The organism is Actinacidiphila acididurans, assembly GCF_016918855.1.
Classification (GTDB): Bacteria; Actinomycetota; Actinomycetes; order Streptomycetales; family Streptomycetaceae; genus Actinacidiphila; species Actinacidiphila acididurans.
Genome location: NZ_JADKYB010000023.1, coordinates 140,677 through 158,783 on the forward strand (window position 1 = coordinate 140,677; position 18,107 = coordinate 158,783).

Here is an 18,107-nt window from a genome sequence, read left to right on the forward strand (position 1 = left end):
CCGGTCGGGTGGGCGAGCGCGGTCGCGTGGACCACGGTATCCGGGGTGTTCAGGGCGTTCGTCATGGTCTTGCCCCTGGGCCGCGAAGAAGTGGCTGAGGCCGAGTTCGCGCAGGCCGCGGCGGTAGGCGATGGAGCGTGGAGCAATCGCTCGTCCACGCGACCTTAAGGTGATCGTCCACCATCGCCCCGCTCCGGCACTCGCCGCCGCGTAACGGCGGCGAGCGCCGATTTCCGGGCTGGCCGGGCCCCGGACGATGGTCATTACGTCGCGGATCAACGGGCCTGCCTGGCCGCGACATCCCTCGGACTGGAAGGGTGGCGTCGTCCCATGGGCACTGCGCTCACGGCCACGCCCGGCGTGCGGGCGATCGGCAGCACGGATCCGGCGGTGGCCCGGACCCGGCCGGCCCTGGTCGGGTTGGGCACGGCCGTACCGGCGACCTCGTACTCGCAGACCGAGGTGCTCGACTACTTCGGCATCAACGACCGGCGGATGCGGCTGCTGTTCGCCAACAGCGCGATCGAGCGGCGACATCTCTCGCTGCCCCCGGCGGGCGCCGACGGCCGACCGGTCACCGAGTCGCAGGGCGATCTGCTGCGCAAGCACTCGAGCGTCGCGATCCGGATCGGCGCCGATGCGGTCCGCAGGTGCCTGGCCGACGCCGGACTGCAACTGTCCGACGTGGACTACCTCTGCTGCGTCACCACGACCGGGATGCTCGCGCCCAGCCTCAGCGCCCTGGTCGCCGGCGAGCTGGCGATCGGCCCCGGTACCGCCCGGCTCGACGTCGTGGGGATGGGCTGCAACGCCGGGGTGAGCGCGCTGAGCACCGTCGCCGGCTGGAGCGCCGGCAACCCGGGCAAGGTCGCGGTGCTGCTCTGCGTGGAGATCTGCTCGGCCATCTACGCCGTCGACGACACCATGCGTACGGCCGTGGTCAACAGCCTGTTCGGGGACGGGGCGGCCGCGGTGGCCGTGCGCACCCCCGCGAGCGCCGCCCCGGAGATGCCGACCGGGCCTTACCTGCTGAAATTCGCCGGTACCCTGTTGTCGGAGTTCAGCGACACGATCCGCTTCGACTGGGACGATTCGCTGGGCAAGTACAGCTTCTACCTGAGCCCCGACATCCCGTACATCGTGGGCGCGCACGTCGGCGACCTCGTCGACGCTCTGCTGGCCGGCACCGGGCTCGCGCGGACCGACATCGCCCACTGGGTCGTGCACTCCGGGGGCAAGAAGGTCGTCGACTCGGTCCGCATCAACCTCGGCCTGACCCGGCACGACGTCCGGCACACCACGTCGACCCTGCGCGACTTCGGCAACCTGTCGAGCGGGTCGTTCCTCTTCGCCTACCAGCGGCTCGTGGGCGAGGGCGTCTGCCGGCCGGGGGACTACGGCGTGATGATGGCGATGGGCCCGGGACCGACGATCGAGACCGCCCTCTTCGCGTGCTGACTGTTCACGTGCTGACACACCGAACCGACCACAACGCTGAGGAGCGCAGATGGTGCTGCGGACCGCGCCTGTGACGGCGGGCGGCCGAGAAGTCGCCCGCGTCGATCTCGACCTGTCGGTGCCGTTGACCGCCGAGACGGTGGCCGCGGTCGGCGACGCCTGCGCGCGGGCCACCGCCTCGGCGAGCCCGCTGCTGATCCTGCGCCTGACCGGCGGCGCCGCGACGGACGTGCCGTGGCCCGGCCAGGTCGACGTATACCTGGTCAACAAGTGGGAGGGCGCGCTGCGGCGGCTGGAACGGCTGGACGCGTACACGGTCGCGGTCCTCGACGGCCGGTGCTCCCAGGGCGCGTTCGAGCTGCTGTTGGCCACCGACCATCACCTCGCGACCCACGAGTCGACGGTCTCGCTGTCCGGCCGTACCGACGGCGTGTGGCCGGGCGCCCTGCTGCACCGCCTGGTCCACCAGGTCGGGCTGGCGAAGGCCCGCCGGCTGGCGCTGCTGCCCGCGGACCTGGACGCGGCGGCGCTGATGGACCTCGACGTGCTCGACAACCTGGTGGTGGACGCCGAGAGCGGTATCGCCGAGGTCGTCGCCCGAGCCGGGGGAGTCGACGGCACCGAGGTCGCCGTACGACGGCAGCTGCTGCTCGACGCGGTGACTGTGGGCTACGAGGACGCCCTCGGCACCCATCTGGCCGCCTGTGACCGCGCGCTGCGACGCGCGAAGGCCGGAGTCTGACACGATCGCAATGACGCCCCGGGCGCAAGCCGCCCGGGGCGTCGCCGTGTCAGCCGTCGATGGTCGTCCGGACGAGGTCGACGAACTGCGCCAGCGTGGAGTTGCGGTAGAACTGCCGCACCGGCACTTTCGGCAGGCCCCGTTCCTGCATCCGGGCCAGCACCCGGACCACCCCGAGCGAGGTGCCGCCGGCGGTGAAGAAGTTGGTGGTCATCGCGACGTCGGCCTTGAGCACCTCGGCCCAGATGGCACTCAGCCTCCCGGCCAGCGCGTCGTCCCCCTCTTGTGAGGCGGCCGGAGCCGGCGCGACCGCGGGATCGGGCAGTGCGGACATGTCGACCTTTCCGTTGGCGGTCATCGGCAGTCCGGCCAGCGCCGTCACGCTCGACGGGACCATGTAGCCGGGCAGGATCCGGCGGCAGGCCTCGAGCACCTGCTCGGTCGTTGCGCCCTCCAGGACCGCGTACGCCTCGATGCGGCCGTCGCCGTCGTCGCCGGCGCGGAACCGGACGGCCGCTTCGCGTACCCCGGGCAGGTCCAGGATCACCGAGCGGATCTCGTCCAGCTCGATCCGGTGACCGCGGACCTTGACCTGGTGGTCGAGCCGGCCCAGGTGGTCCAGCCGCCCGTCCGGGTGCAGCCGGCCGAGGTCGCCGCTGCGGTAGACCCGGTCGCCGGCGGTCGTTCCTCCGGCGACGAATCGCTGCGCGGTCAGCCCGGGACGGCCCCGGTAGCCGGTGGCCACGCCGGCGCCTCCGACCACGATCTCGCCCGGTACGCCGGGCGGCAGCACTCGTCCGTGCGCGTCGCGGACCGACACCGACCAGCCCGGCAGGGCCCGGCCGACGCTGCGGGAGCCGCTGCTCACCGCGGATGGCGTCACGGTCTCGCTGGTCACGTGCACGGTGGTCTCGGTGATGCCGAACATGTTGACGATCCGGCAGGTCGCGCTGGGATGCCGGGCGAACCAGGGCGCGAGCATCCGTACGTTCAAAGCCTCCCCGCCGAACACCACCAGCCGCAGGGCGAGTTCACCGCGGCGGCGTTCGTCGGTGCGGACCAACTGGGCGAAGGCCGACGGCGTCTGGTTCAGCACGGTGACACGCTCGCGGACCAGCAGGTCGTAGAACTCGTCGCTGTCGCGCCGGGTCCAGTACGGCACCAGCACCAGACGCCCGCCGGTCAGCAGGCAGCCCCAGATTTCCCACACGGAGAAGTCGAACGCGCTGGAGTGGAACAGCGTCCACGTGTCGTCCGGTCCGAGCCGCAGGTCGTCGCGGACGGCGTCGACCAGGGCGCAGACGTTGCGCTGCGGGACGACCACACCCTTCGGCCGCCCGGTGGAGCCGGAGGTGTAGATGACGTACGCGGCCCGCGCGCCGTCGTCCGCCGCCGGTGGCTCGGGGCCAGCCGGTTCACGACCGAGCTCGGCGGGTTCGACAACGGTCATCGCCCCGGCGTCCGGGAAGGTGGCCGCCGACCCGATCACCAGCCGCAGCCGGGCGTCGTCGGCCAGGTAGCGCAGCCGGTCCGCGGGATGGCCCGGATCCATCGGGACGTAGGTGCCGCCGGCCTTGAGCACCGCCAACTGGCTGACGACCAGCGCCGCGCCCACGTCCAGGCAGATACCGACCGGCACCCCCGGGCCGACGCCGTACGCGCGCAGCCCCGCGGCCATCGCGCCGGACTCCCGGTCGAGCCGGGCGTACGTCCACTGCTCGGTGCCGTCGCAGAGGGCGACCGCCCCGGGCCGGCGGACGGCGATCTCCCGGAACCGCCGGGCGACCACCTGCTCGCCGGGCGGCCGGGCACCGCCATCGCCCAGGCGCAGTACCTCGGCCGTCTCGGCCGACGTCAGCAGATCGAGACGCCCGGCGTCGAGATCCGGCGCGACCTGGCCGAGCCGGCCGGCCAGCCGCGAGACCTGATCGGCGAAACGCCGGGCGGTCGCGGGATGGACCAGATCGGTAAAGGACCAGCGGACCCGGACGATCGTGGCGCCGCCGAGCTCGACGTGCGCGGTCACCGGGTACGGCGGGCGGTGGTGCGCGACGTATTCGTCCGGGCCGTCGCAGCTGGTGACGACGACGCCCAGCACGGCCTCCCCGGCGGTGGTCACCACCGGCGGGGCGAGCAGGTCCGCCACCGTACGACCGGAAACCTCGGCCGTCACGAGCCGGGCCTCCGCGTCGGCACCCGGCACGACGGCGAAGGTGACCCGGTCGCGGGCCTCGTAACAGGCGAGCACGAGCGCCGCCGCGGCCAGGAACTCCCGCTCACCGCCGGTCACCGGGACCGTCTCGAAGGACCGCGCCTGCCCGGGCACGCCCTGACCCCAGCTCACCGCGGTCGCGGCCGGGGCGGTGGCGGCCCACGGCGCGGCGACCACGTCGAGGTTCTGTTCGAAGTCCTGCTCGAAGCCCTGCTCGAGACGGGATCGGGACACGGCGTTGCGGTCCGCCACGATCACCAGGTCGGCGACGTCCCCGGCGGTCACCAGCACCCGGCGTACGGGGGCGGCGGCGGGATGCATCGGGCGCGCGGCCTCGCGGCGCGCCACCGCGCGGACCGACTCGGGGCTCGCGGCCGTCCTCCGCCAGCACAAGACGCCCGGCGGCAGGCGATCGGCGCCGCCGGGCAGCCGGACGATGAGGCTGTGCGTCTCGACGGTCATCGGGCGCCGAACCCGCCATCGACGGCCGTCACGGTACCGGTGACCTGCCGGGAGTCGTCGCCGGCCAACCACAGTGCCGCGCCGGCCACGTCGGCTGCCTCCAACAGGGCGTTCATCGGTTGATCGCGCAGGAAGATCTGCTCGTGCTCGCCGACCGGGACGTCCAGCGAGCGGGCGATCTCGCTCAGCATGCGCCCGTCGAGGTGCGGGTCGTCGCGCACGGAGCCGGGGCACACTGCGTTCACGCGGACCCCGAAGGGCGCGTAGTCCAGCGCGGCCGCCCGGGTCAGCCCGATGAGGCCGTGCTTGGCGGCCACGTAGCCGGCGAAGTGCCGGTAGCCGACCGTACCGGCGGTGGACGCCACGTTGACGATGCTGCCGCGCCGCTCCCGCAGCATCTCCGGCGCCACCGCCGCGATCATCCGCCACGCCCCGGACAGGTCGATGTCGAGCATCAGCGCCCACTCGTCCTCGGTGACCTCGTGGACCGCCTTGCCCGAGGGCGCCGCGATCCCGGCGTTGTTCACCAGGACGTCGAGCGTCCCGAACCGCTCCAGCGCGGTGTCCACGGCCGAGCCTACGGCCGCCGTGTCCCGCACGTCGGCCAGGACGGTCAGCACCGCGGCGCCCGCCCGCTCGCACAGCGCCCCGGTCTGCTTCAGCTGATCGGCGCTGCCGAGCGGATAGCCGACCCCCGGCAGATCGTGCCCGATGTCGAGCAGCACCAAGTCGGCGCCCTCGGCCGCGAAGCGGGTCGCGCAGGCCCGCCCGATGCCGCGGGCGGCGCCGGTGATCAGGACGGTCCGGCCCTCCAGCCGCATGCCGGTGCTCCGCCCGCTCAGCATCCGGCGATCAGCCGCAGCAGCAGCTGCGGCAGCTCGGCGAGGTACATGTGACCGCCGGGAAGCTCGGCGTACTGGAAGTACTCCCGGGTGCACGAGCGCCACTGCTGCGCCTGCTCGGCCGTCACCAGCGTGTCCCGGCCGCCGCGCAGCGCGGTGATCGGGATCGGCAGCGGCTCGTGGAAGACCGGCTGATAGTTCTCGTGCATCGCCACGTCGGCGCGCAGCAACGGCAGCAGCACCTCGCGCAGGTCCTCGTCGTCCAGCGCCTCGTGCCGGAAGCCGGCGAATTCGCGGACCCGCTCCACGAACGCGTCGTCGTCGAGACCGGTGGCCCGTTCGGCCCGCATCCCCTCCGGGCCGGCCGAGCCGCTGACGAACAGGCCGGCCGGTGCCGGTCCGCCCGAGCGCACCAGCTGCTGGGCCAGCTCGTAGGCGAGCAGGGCGCCCATGCTGTGGCCGAAGAGCGCGTACGGCCCGTTCGGCACCTGCGCGGCGACGGCGGGCGCCAGCTGTTTCGCGGCCTCGCCCAGATCGGTGAACGGCTCCTCGGTGAACGCCTCCTCCCGCCCCGGCAGTTGCACGGGCACCACGGTCAGGCCGACGGGGGCGTGCCTCTTCCAGTCCCGGAAGAAGCCCGCCCCACTGCCCGCGAAGGGAAGACAGACGAGCGACAGCCCGGTGTCGGTCATCAGCCGCCCATCGCCTCGATCAGGCTCTTCGGGCGCATGTCGGTCCAGTTCTCCTCGATGTAGGCGAGGCTGGCCTCCCGGGTGTCCCGGTCGTGCACGATCTCCCAGCCGGCCGGCACGTCGGCGAACGTCGGCCAGAGGGAGTACTGGCCCTCGTCGTTGATCAGGACGAAGAATTCGCCGTCCGGATCGTCAAAAGGATTCACGTCGGCCCTCCTTGAGTTCTCCCCGCGGTTTGCCGGGGTGGCCAGCGTCCACCGCCGGCCGCCCGGGCGGCGTCTGTGGTCGCCGCCGTTACGGCTGCCGCGCGGCGCTCGCGGCCGGTTGTACGCGGCCCGTCGTAACGGTGGCGACCACGCATCCCCTCCGGGGCTCGCCGGAGCAGCCTGGACCGAACGGGTCGGCGCCCCCTGCTGTCCCGGTGATGTGGAGGGCGTGCGCGTGATGCCGGAGCAGCCGGAACCGACGGACGACATCGACCTCAGCGAGATCCTCGCGATGGACGACGCCGAGCGGCAGCGCATCGTGGTCGGCTGGAACGACACCGGGCGCGGGATAGCGGCGGCCACGCTGCCCGAGCTGTTCGCCGCACAGGCCCGGCGCACCCCGGACGCCACGGCGCTGGCCGGCGGCACCGTGACGATGGACTACCGGGAGCTCGACGAGCGGTCCAACCGGCTGGCCCGGGTGTTCGCCGCCGCCGGGGTCGGCCCCGAGGTCCGGGTCGCGATCATGCTGCCCCGCTCTCCCGAGATGGTGATCACGATGCTGGCCGTGGTCAAGGCCGGCGGGGCGTACGTGCCGGTCGACCCGGACTATCCGGCCACGCGGATCTCGCTGATGCTCGACGACGCCGAGGTCTCCCTGGTGGTGGCCGGGCGCCCGCTGAACGGGACCGCGCCCGGGCGGCGGGTCGTGGTGCTCGACGAACCGGCGACCGTTCGCGAGATCGCCCGCGCCGACCCCGGGCCGCTGCCGGCGAACGCGGCCCTGACCCCGGACAGCGCCCTCTGCGTCTTCTACACCTCCGGCTCGACCGGCACCCCCAAGGGCGCGGTGGCGGTGCACCGGGCCGTCGACCGGCTGGTCCGCGAGTCCTGGTTCTGGGACGCAGGCCCGGGCGACGTCGTCGGCCACCTCGCCTCGGTCTCGTTCGACGCGGCCCTGCTGGAGATCTGGGGCGCTCTGCTGACCGGCGCGACCGTGGCCGTGGCGCCCCCGGGCCGGCTGTCCATCGGCGACCTGACGGCGTTCTTGACCGGGCACGACGTCAGCCTGCTGTTCATGACCTGCGGCCTGTTCCACACCGTGGCCGACGTCGATCCGGACACGTTCGCCGGCCTGCGGCTGCTGATCACCGGCGGCGACGTGGTCTCGCCGGCCGCGTGCGCCCGGGTGCTGAGCCACGTCCCCGGCATCCGGATGGTCAACGCGTACGGGCCGACCGAGAACTCCTGCTTCACGACCGTGTACACGGTGACCGAGCAGGACACGGCCGGGGCGCTGCCCATCGGGGCGCCGATCGCCGAAACCCGGCTCTACGTCCTGGACGACCGGCTGGCCACAGTGCCGGTGGGCGTCGACGGCGAGCTGTACCTGGCCGGTGACGGCCTGGCCCGAGGGTACTTCGGACGCCGGGGCCTGACCGCCCACCGGTTCGTGGCCGACCCCTTCACCCCGGGTGGCCGGCTCTACCGGACCGGCGACATCGCCCGGTGGCGCCGCGACGGTGTCGTCGAGTTCGCCGGGCGCGCCGACGAACAGGTCAAGATCCGGGGCTTTCGGGTCGAGCCCGGCGAGGTCGAGGTCGTGCTCGCCGGGCACGAGGCGGTCGCGTCCACGGTGGTGCAGGCCCGCGAGGACATCCCCGGCGACAAGCGGCTGGTCGCGTACGTGGTGCCGCGCGGCACGGCGACGGCCGCGGACCTGCGGGAGCACCTGACCGCCCGGCTGCCGGAGTACCTGGTGCCGTCGGCGTTCGTGTTCCTCGGCGAGCTGCCGCTGAACACCAACGGCAAGGTGGACCGGCGCGCGCTGCCGGCCCCCGAGCACACCACCGGCTCCCGTGCTCCCCGCGACGTGCGCGAGGAGCTGATCTGCGCGGCGTTCGCCGAGGTGCTCGCGGTGGAGGCGGTCGGCGTCGAGGACAGCTTCTTCGACCTCGGCGGTCACTCGCTGCTGGCCGTACGCCTCGTGGAACTGCTGCGCGAACGCGGCGTCACGATCGACGTCCGCACCCTGTTCGCCAGTCCGACCCCGGCCCGGCTCGCCGTCGCCGCGGCCCGCGAGCGGGTCGACGTCCCGCCGTGCCTCATCCCGCCCGGCGCCGATGCCGCGACCGTGCTGACGGCCGCGATGGTGCCGCTGTCCGGGCTCACCACCGAGCAGCTCGCCACCGTCGTGGCCCGCGTGGACGGCGGCGTCGCCAACGTGGCCGACGTCTACCCGCTGGCACCCCTGCAGGAGGGCCTGCTCTTCCACCACCAGCTCGGCTCCGGCGACGGTCAGGACCCGTACGTCCTGCGGCAGGTGCTGCGTTTCGACTCGCGCGCACGGCTCGACGCCTTCCTCGGCGGCTGGCAGCAGGTCGTCGACCGGCACGACATCCTGCGCACGGCGGTCTTCGCCGACGGGCTGCCGCACCCGGTGCAGGTCGTTCAGCGGCACGCCGAGCTGCCCGTGCACGAGCTGGGGGAACCGGCCGGCGACGACCCCGTGGCCTGGTTGCTGGCGCGGTGCGACGAGCCGATGGACCTGGGCCACGCCCCGCTGATGGACGCCTGGGCGGCCCCCGAGCCGGGCGGTGACCGGTGGCTGCTGGCCCTGCGCAACCACCACATCGTGCTCGACCACACCACCTCCGAGGTCGTGCTGGCCGAGGTCCGGGCGGTGCTGGCAGGCCGGGGCGACGAGCTGCCGCCGGTGCTGCCCTACCGTGAGTTCGTCGGCCAGGCCCGGATGGGGGTCAGCGACGCCGAGCACGCCGAGTACTTCACCCGGCTGCTCGGCGGTGTCACCGAGACCACGGCGCCCTACGGCGTGCTCGACGTGCGTGGCTCCGGCGAGGACGTCGCCACGGTCTGGGCCGACCTGCCACCGGAGCTGGCTCGTCGGGTTCACGCGCAGGCCCGCCGCCACGGCGTCAGCGCGGCCACCATCTTCCACGTCGTCTGGGCCCGGGCGCTCGCCGAGGCCGCGGGCCGCGAGGACGTCGTGTTCGGCACCGTCCTGTTCGGGCGGATGCAGGCCGGCGCGGGCGCCGACCGGGTGCTCGGGCTGTTCATCAACACCCTCCCGGTGTACGTGCGCACCGGCGGCACCGGGGTCCTCGACGCCGTCCGCGCCATGCGTGACCAGCTGGCCGAGCTGATGGTGCACGAGCACGCACCCCTCTCGCTCGCGCAGAGCGTCAGCGGCGTCCGGCACCCGGCCCCGCTGTTCACCGCCCTGTTCAACTACCGCCACTTCTCGGCGAGCGCGGAGAGCACCCCCTTCGCCGAGGCCAGCGGCATCGAGCCGATCTGGGCGCGGGAACGCAGCAACTATCCGCTGAACGTCTCCGTGAACGACCTGGGCGACGGCTTCAGCTTCACCGTCCAGTGCGTGTCGCGCATCGACGCCGGCGCCGTCGCGGAGTTGCTCGCCACCGAGACCGAGACCGTCGTCGGAGCACTGGAGAGCGACCCGCAGCGCCGCCTGCCGACCCGGGCGGTCACCGCCCCGGCCGGCTCCGCTTCATCCGGCCCGGCCGAAGAGCCGGCCGTCGCCCGGCGCGGCCCGCGTGACCTGCGCGAGGAGCTGCTCTGCGACCTCTTCGCCGAGGTGCTCGGCCGGGAGGAGGTCGGCGTCGACGACAACTTCTTCCACGTCGGCGGGCACTCGCTGCTGGCCACCCGCCTGGTCGCCCGGATCCGCGGCCTGCTCGGCGTCGAGATCCGGCTGGCCACGGTGTTCGACGCGCCGACCGTGGCCGCGCTCGCCCGGCACCTGGACGCGGCGTCGCCGGCCCGGGCCGCGGTGCCCGTCGCCGAGCGCCCGGCGGTGCTCCCGCTGTCGTTCGCGCAGCGCCGGCTGTGGTTCCTCGCCCAGCTCGAGGGCCCCAGCGCCACCTACAACATCCCCCTGATGCTGCGGCTGCGCGGCGAGCTGGACGTCGCGGCCATGCAGGCCGCCCTCACCGACGTCGTCGTGCGCCACGAGAGCCTGCGGACCCGGTTCGGGGTGGCCGACGGCACCGCGTACCAGCAGATCGTCGACGCGGACCGGGCCGGGGTCGGCCTGCCGGTCGTCGTGGCCGCCGCCGCTGACGTCCGAGCCCGCGCCGCCGAGGCCGCCGCCGAGCCGTTCGACCTGGCCCGGGACCTGCCCGTCCGGGCCCGGCTGATCGACGTCGGAGGCGCCGCCGAGGAGTGGGTGTTCATCCTGGTCCTGCACCACATCGCGGGCGACGGCTGGTCGATGGTGCCGCTGTGGCACGACCTGACCCGGGCCTACGCCGCGCGGGCGGCGGGCGCCGCGCCGGACTGGGCGCCGCTGCCCGTGCAGTACGCCGACTACACCCTTTGGCAGCACGACCTGCTCGGGCCGGCCGACGAACCGACGAGCCTCGCCACCCGGCAGGTCGAGTTCTGGCGCGACGCGCTGGCCGGCGCCCCGCGGGAACTGGCCCTGCCGGTCGACCATCGCCGCCCGCGGGTGACCGGCTACGACGGCGCGGCGGTCTCCTTCACCATCCCCGCCCCCCTGCACGACGCGCTGCGCACACTGGCCCGCGACCACCAGTCGACGATCTTCATGGTGCTGCAGGCCGCGGTCGCCGTGCTGCTGTCGCGGCTGGGCGCGGGCACCGACGTACCGATCGGCACGGTCGTGGCCGGGCGGACCGACGAGGCGCTGGACGACCTGGTCGGGCTGTTCGTCAACACGCTCGTGCTGCGGACCGACCTGTCCGGCGACCCGACCTTCGCCGACCTGCTCGACCGGGTCCGGGCCGGCGGGCTGGCCGCCTTCGAGAACCAGGACGTGCCGTTCGAGCGGCTCGTCGAGGAACTGGCGCCGGAACGCTCGCTCGCGCGGCACCCGCTGTTCCAGGTGATGCTCACCCTGCAGAACGCGCACCACGCCGCGCGTGACCCCCGGCTGCCCGGCCTGCCGGGGGTGGAGGCCGAACCGTACGGCGAGGACATCACCGCGGCCAAGTTCGACCTGCAGTTCTCCTTTGCCGAGATGTTCACCCCCGGCGGCGGCCCGGCCGGGGTGGACGCGGTCATCGTGTTCGCGGTGGACCTGTTCGAACGCGCGACCGCCGAGGCCCTGGGCCGGCGGCTGGTCCGAGTGCTCGAGCGGGTGACCGCCGACCCCACGACCCGGGTGACCAGGATCGACGTCCTGGAACCGGCCGAGCGCCTCCGGCTGGCCGCCTGGTCCGACGGCGAGGCGGCGCCGGCCGGAGAGCCGGGGACGACCCTGCCGGAGCTCTTCGCGCGGGCGGTCCGCTCGGCGCCCGGGGCGGTGGCCGTGGTCGACGGCCCCGACGAGGTCACCTACGCCGAGCTGGACGCCTGGTCGGACCGGGTCGCCGCGAAGCTGGCCGGCCGGGGCGTCGGGCCCGAGTCGACGGTGGCCGTGGTCCTGCCGCGCTCGGCGGAGCTGATCGCGGTCCTGCTCGGCGTCTGGAAGGCCGGGGGCGCGTACGTGCCGGTGGACCCCGGGTATCCGGCCGAGCGGATCGCCGCGACGATCGCCGACGCGGCCCCGGCGGTCGTGATCGACGAGCCGGGCTGGGCGCCGGCCGACGACGGGCCCGCGACCGTACCGGCACCGGATCTGCGGCCGGAGAATCCGGCGTACGTCATCTACACCTCCGGTACGACCGGTCGGCCGAAGGGTGTCGTGGTGCCGCACGGCAACGTGGTGGCGCTGTTCGCCGCGACCCGGGAGCGGTTCGGCCTCGGCCCGCGCGACGTGTGGTCGTGGTTCCACTCATTCGCCTTCGACTTCTCCGTCTGGGAGCTGTGGGGTGCGCTGCTGCACGGCGGCCGGGTCGTGGTGGTGCCGCCCGAGGTGAGCCGCTCGCCCCGCGACTTCGCCGACCTGCTGGCCGCCCGCGGCGTCACCGTGCTCAGCCAGACCCCGTCGGCGTTCCACCAGTTGCCCGCGGGCGCCCTCGACGACACTGCCGTCCGGCTGGTCGTCTTCGGCGGGGAGGCGCTGGACGCGTCCGCGCTCGCGTCCGTACCGGCCCGGGTGCGGCTGGTGAACATGTACGGCATCACCGAGACGACCGTCCACGCGACCTGGGTGGACGTGCCCGGCGGCGGCTGGGGGCCGCGCAGCGTGATCGGCCATGGCCTGCCCGGCCTGGCGACCCTGGTGCTCGACGACGCGCTGCTGAGCGTGCCGGCCGGGGTCGCCGGCGAACTGTACGTGGGCGGCGCCCAGGTCGCGCGCGGGTACGCGGACCGGGCCGGCCTGACCGCGTCGCGGTTCGTGGCCGACCCACGCGGAACCGGCGGCCGCCTCTACCGGACGGGCGACGTCGTGCGCCGCGACGCCGACGGGCGGCTGGAGTTCCTCGGGCGCGCCGACGACCAGGTGAAGGTCCGCGGCTTCCGCGTCGAGCCCGCCGAGATCGAGGCCGTGCTCACCGAGGACGGCGGTGCCGAGCGGGCGGTCGTGGTGCTGCACGGCGACGACCCGGCCGACCGGCGGCTCGTCGCCTACCTGGTGCCCGCGGACGTGGACGTGGCCGCCGTCCGGGAGCGGGTCGCGCGACGGCTGCCCGGGCACATGGCGCCGGCCGCGTACCTGGCCCTGGCCGAGCTGCCGCTGACCCCGAACGGCAAGGTGGACCGCCGAGCCCTGCCGGCCCCGGACTACTCGGCCGCAGCGGGCACTCGCCGGGCACCGAGATCGGTGCGCGAGCACCTGCTCTGCGCGGTCTTCGCCGAGGTGCTCGCCGTCGACGAGGCCGGTCCCGACGACAGCTTCTTCGACCTCGGCGGGCACTCGCTGCTGGTGACCCGGCTGGTGTCGCGGATCCGGACGGTCCTCGGCACGGAGATCCGGGTCCGGGACGTGTTCGACGCGCCGACGCCGGCCGGTCTCGACCGCCGAATGGAGACCGCCGACCGGGCCCGTCCCGCCCTGACCGCCGGCCCGCGCCCCGACCCGATGCCGCTGTCGTACGCCCAGCGGCGGCTGTGGTTCCTCGACCAGCTCGACGGCCCGAGCGCCACCTACGACATCCCGCTCGTGCTCGGCCTGACCGGTGCCCTCGACGTGCCCGCCCTGGACGCGGCGCTGCTGGACGTGCTGCGCCGGCACGAGAGCCTGCGGACCCGCGCGGAGTCGGCCGACGGCAACGCGTCCGCGCGGGTGGTGGACGCCGGCGACGTCACGTCGGTGCTGACCGTGGCCGGGCCCGCGGAACCGGACGTGGTGGCGCGAGCGGCCGGGCACCGCTTCGACCTGGCGGTGGACCTGCCCGTCCGGGCCTGGCTGTTCCCGGACGGGGACGGCCGCTGGGTGCTGGTCCTGGTGGTGCACCACATCGCCGGCGACGGCTGGTCGCTCGGCCCGCTGTGGCGCGACGTCGCGACCGCGTACGAGGCGCGCGTGGCGGGACGGGTACCCGGGTGGCGCCCGCTGCCGGTGCAGTACGCCGACTACGTGCTGTGGCAGCGCGACCTGCTCGGCGACCCCGCCGACCCGTCGAGCGTCCTCGCGGCCCAGACCGGCTGGTGGCGGGAGGCGCTGCGCGGGGCACCGGCCGAGCTCCCGCTGCCGTACGACCGGCCGCGTCCCCGGGTGGCGTCGCACCGGGGTGACGTCGTGGCGGTATCGATCCCCGGCGACGTGTACGCCCAGGTGGTGCGGGTCGCGCGGGCCCGGCCGGTGACCGTCTTCATGGTGTTGCACGCCGCCCTGGTGGCCACGCTCTCGCGCTCGGGCGCCGGCACCGACGTCAGCGTCGGGACGGTGGTGGCCGGGCGGACCGACGAGGCGCTGGACGACCTGGTCGGGCTGTTCGTCAACACGCTGGTCCTGCGCACGGACCTGTCCGGCGACCCGACCTTCGCCGACCTGCTGGACCGGGTCCGGGAGACCGGGCTGTCCGCGTTCGAGAACCAGGACGTGCCGTTCGAGCGGCTCGTCGAGGAGCTGGCGCCGGAACGCTCGCTCGCGCGGCACCCGCTGTTCCAGGTGATGCTCACCCTGCAGAACGCCCCGGCGAGCGCCCCACGGCTGGCCGGGGTCGGCGTCGAGCCGTACGCCGCACCCGGGGTCACCGCGAAGTTCGACCTGGAGTTCGCGTTCACCGAGTCGCCCGACGGTCTGACCGGCCTGCTCGCCTACACCACCGACCTGTTCGACCGGGCCACCGCCGAGGCACTGGCCGGCCGGTTCGTCCGGGTCCTCGCCGCGGCCACCGCCGACCCGGGCACCCCGCTCGACGGGCTGCCGGTCCTCGGCGCGGCCGAGCGTCGCGACCTGCTCGAGGCCGGGACCGGCGAGACCCGTGCCGTGCCCGGCCTCTCCGTGCCGGAGCTGGTCACCCGGCAGGCAGCCCGTACGCCCGGCGCCCCCGCGATCGTCTCCGGGTCCACCACGATGACCTACCGCGAGCTCGACGACCGCTCCGACCGCCTGGCCCGTGCGCTGACCGGCGCCGGCGCGCGGGTGGGGGTCGTCATGCGGCGCTCGCCCGAGCTGATCGTGACGCTGCTGGCGGTGCTGAAGTCCGGCGCCGCGTACGTGCCGGTGGACATCGCCGCCCCGCCGGCCCGTTGGCGTACCGTCCTCGACGGGATCCCCGTCGTGGTCGCCGATCCGGACCTCGCCCCGGCCGTGCGCGAAGCCGCCCCTGACGCGACGGTGCTGACCCCTGCCGACGAGCTCCCGGACGGCGCCGGACCGCTCGGCCGGCCGATCCCCGGCAGCGGTCTCGCGTACGTCATGTACACCTCGGGCTCCTCCGGCGTGCCCCAGGGTGTCGCCGTGACCCACCGCGACGTCGCCGAGCTGGTCAGCGACCGGTGCTGGAGCGTCGACGACACCTCCGCCGTCCTGATGGTCGCGCCGCATTCCTTCGACGCGTCCGTCTTCGAGATCTGGGTGCCGCTGACCCGCGGCGCCCGGGTGGTGCAGGCGCCGGCCGGCGACCTCAGCGCCGCGTCCTTGCGGACCCTGATCAGGACGTACGGCCTCACCCACGTCCACCTGACCGCCGGCCTGTTCCGGGTGGTCGCCGAGGAGGATCCCGGTGCGTTCACCGGCGTGCGCGAGGTGCTGACCGGCGGCGACGTGGTGCCCGCGCCGGCCGTGGCTCGGGTGCTGGCCGCGGTGCCCGGCGTGACGGTCCGCGCGCTGTACGGGCCGACCGAGATCACTCTGTGCTGCACCCAGATCGCGTTCACGGACCCCGCCGAGGTCGGGCCGGCCGTGCCGATCGGCCGTCCCCTGGACAACACCCGCGCGTACGTCCTGGACGACCGCCTGTCCCCGGTGCCGGCCGGAGTGCGCGGCGAGCTGTACGTGGCCGGCGCGGGCCTGGCCCGCGGCTACCTCGGGCAGCCCGCGCGCACGGCCGAGCGGTTCGTCGCCGACCCGTACACCCCCGGCGGCCGCCTCTACCGCACCGGGGACGTGGTCCGCTGGACCGGGGGCGGCCGGCTGGAGTTCGTGAGCCGGGCCGACGAACAGGTGAAGGTCCGCGGCTATCGGGTCGAGCCGGCCGAGATCGAGGCGGTGCTCGGCGCGGACCCGTCGGTGGCCCAGTCGGTGGTGGTGGCCCGCGACGACACCCTGATCGCGTACGTGGTGCCTGCCACGGTGGACCCGGAGGCGCTGCGGGAGCTGGTCGCCGCCATCCTGCCCGAATACTCGGTGCCGTCCGCGTTCGTGACCCTCGATGCGCTCCCGTTGACCCCGAACGGCAAGGTGGACCGGCGCGCCCTGCCCCTTCCCGGCCGGCCCGACGGCCACGCCGGCCGTGCGCCGCGGACGCCCCGGCAACAGGTGCTGGCCGAGGTGTTCAAGGAGATCCTCGCCCGGCCGAGCCTCGGCGCCGACGACAGCTTCTTCGACCTGGGCGGCCACTCGCTGCTCGCGACCCGGCTGGTGGCCCGCGTCCGGTCGGTGCTCGGCGCCGAGCTGAGCGTGCGGGACGTGTTCGACGCGCCGACCGTCGCCGGGCTGGACCGGCTGCTCGACCGGGCCCGCCCGGCCCGCCCCGAGCTGACCGTGCGCGCCCGCCCGCCCCGGCTGCCGCTGTCCTCCGCCCAGCAGCGGCTGTGGTTCCTGACCCGCCTGGACGGGCCGTCGGCGGCCTACAACATCCCGCTGGTCCTGCGGCTGACCGGCGCAGTCGACCCCGGTGCGCTGCGTGACGCCCTGCGCGACGTGGTCATCCGGCACGAGAGCCTGCGGACGCGGTTCGGCTCCGCCGACGGCCGGCCGTTCCAGCAGGTGCTCACCGCCGGATCGGCCGACGTCGCCCTGCCGGTGGTGGACGTCGCCGACGAGGACCTGCGACGGCACGTCACCGCTGCCGCCGCCCACGAGTTCGATCTGGAGAACGAAGCGCCGCTGCGGGCGACCCTGTTCCGGCTCCCGGGCGACCGGTGGGTCCTGGTCCTGGTCGTGCACCACCTCGCCGGCGACGGCGCGTCCCTCGACCCGCTGTGGCGTGACCTCTCCCTGGCGTACGCCGAACGCCGCACCGGCCGCCAGCCGAGTCGGCCTCCGCTCCCGGTGCAGTACGCCGACTATGCCCTCTGGCAGCACGACCTGCTCGGCGACGCCGACGACCCGGCGAGCCTGGTGAACACCCAGGTCGGTTTCTGGCGCGCGGCCCTGGCCGGGGCCCCGCCCGAGCTGACCCTGCCGGCCGACCGCCCCCGCCCGCCGCGGCCGAGCCATGCGGGCGGCCTGGTCGAGCTGCATCTGACCGCCGAGGAGCACGAACGGCTGCGGGCGCTCGCCCGGGAACACCAGGTCACCGTGTTCATGGTCCTGCAAGCCGCGGTGGCGGTGCTGCTGTCCCGGCTCGGGGCCGGCACCGACATCCCGATCGGCACGCCGGTGGCCGGGCGTACCGACACGGCCGTGCAGGACCTCGTCGGGTTCTTCGTCAACACGCTCGTGCTGCGTACGGACCTGTCCGGCGATCCGGCGTTCGCCGAGGTGCTGCGGCGGGTCCGGCAGGCCGGGCTGTCCGCCTTCGAGCACCAGGACGTGCCGTTCGAGCGGCTGGTGGAGGAGCTGGCCCCGGAACGCTCGCTGTCCCGCCACCCGCTGTTCCAGATCATGCTCACCGTGCAGAACACCGAGCCGGTGCCGCCCGAGCTGGACGGGGTCCGGGTCGAGTCCTTCTCGGCGGGCGAGATCACGGCCAAGTTCGACCTGGAGTTCTCCTTCGCCGAGCGGCTCACCGCTGACGGGGCGCCGGCCGGGGTGGACGGATCCCTGGTGTACGCCACCGACCTGTTCGACGAACGGACGGCGGCCGGTATCGGGGAGCGGCTGATCGGGGTGCTCGATGCGGTCGGGGCGGACCCTTCCGTACGAGTCGCCGACGTACCTGTTCTGAGTCGCGCTGAGCTGGATGAGTTCGCTGGCTGGAATGACACGGTGGTTCCGGCTCGTCCGGTTTCGCTGGTGGATTTGTTCGCGTCGTCGGTTTCGCGGTGGCCGGG

Annotated in this window: 7 protein-coding genes; 3 read left to right on the plus strand and 4 right to left on the minus strand. The window is 74.2% G+C overall.

Annotated elements, in window-relative coordinates; translation table 11 throughout:
• Window positions 1-330 precede the first annotated feature (330 nt).
• A complete protein-coding gene (gene dpgA / locus ITX44_RS32820) occupies window positions 331-1,458 on the plus strand; it encodes a 3,5-dihydroxyphenylacetyl-CoA synthase DpgA (protein ID WP_205362040.1) in 1,128 nt (375 codons plus the stop codon).
• Between the two features lie 49 nt (window positions 1,459-1,507).
• Complete coding sequence (gene dpgB / locus ITX44_RS32825; protein WP_205362042.1) at window positions 1,508-2,200, plus strand: enoyl-CoA-hydratase DpgB; 693 nt, start codon at window positions 1,508-1,510, stop codon at window positions 2,198-2,200.
• Between the two features lie 49 nt (window positions 2,201-2,249).
• Here the strand turns inward: dpgB and ITX44_RS32830 are convergent, their stop codons facing one another.
• The 4 genes from ITX44_RS32830 to ITX44_RS41780 are packed head-to-tail and all read right to left on the minus strand — an operon-like array spanning window position 2,250 to window position 6,614.
• Window positions 2,250-4,874, minus strand: coding sequence for a non-ribosomal peptide synthetase (locus tag ITX44_RS32830; RefSeq protein WP_205362045.1), 2,625 nt, complete (start codon window positions 4,872-4,874; stop codon window positions 2,250-2,252).
• Complete coding sequence (locus tag ITX44_RS32835) at window positions 4,871-5,695, minus strand: SDR family oxidoreductase (RefSeq protein WP_205362083.1); 825 nt, start codon at window positions 5,693-5,695, stop codon at window positions 4,871-4,873. The genes ITX44_RS32830 and ITX44_RS32835 overlap by 4 nt, the downstream gene beginning before the upstream one ends.
• Window positions 5,696-5,712: 17 nt before the next feature.
• Entirely contained in the window at window positions 5,713-6,408 is a 696-nt protein-coding gene (locus ITX44_RS32840; RefSeq protein WP_205362047.1) for a thioesterase II family protein, read from the minus strand.
• Complete coding sequence (locus ITX44_RS41780; protein WP_307795600.1) at window positions 6,408-6,614, minus strand: MbtH family protein; 207 nt, start codon at window positions 6,612-6,614, stop codon at window positions 6,408-6,410. Before ITX44_RS41780 ends, ITX44_RS32840 begins: the two co-directional genes overlap by 1 nt.
• Window positions 6,615-6,852: 238 nt before the next feature.
• Between ITX44_RS41780 and ITX44_RS32850 the strand changes: the two genes are divergently transcribed.
• On the plus strand, window positions 6,853-18,107 hold an 11,255-nt coding region (locus ITX44_RS32850), incomplete at its 3' end, for a non-ribosomal peptide synthetase (RefSeq protein WP_205362057.1).

Bases quoted from the DNA above. Each gene is read 5' to 3' on its own strand.
- dpgA (WP_205362040.1), top strand. From the start codon at position 331: ATGGGCACTGCGCTCACGGCCACGCCCGGCGTGCGGGCGATCGGCAGC.
- dpgB (WP_205362042.1), top strand. From the start codon at position 1,508: ATGGTGCTGCGGACCGCGCCTGTGACGGCGGGCGGCCGAGAAGTCGCC.
- ITX44_RS32830 (WP_205362045.1), bottom strand. From the start codon at position 4,874: ATGACCGTCGAGACGCACAGCCTCATCGTCCGGCTGCCCGGCGGCGCC.
- ITX44_RS32835 (WP_205362083.1), bottom strand. From the start codon at position 5,695: ATGCGGCTGGAGGGCCGGACCGTCCTGATCACCGGCGCCGCCCGCGGC.
- ITX44_RS32840 (WP_205362047.1), bottom strand. From the start codon at position 6,408: ATGACCGACACCGGGCTGTCGCTCGTCTGTCTTCCCTTCGCGGGCAGT.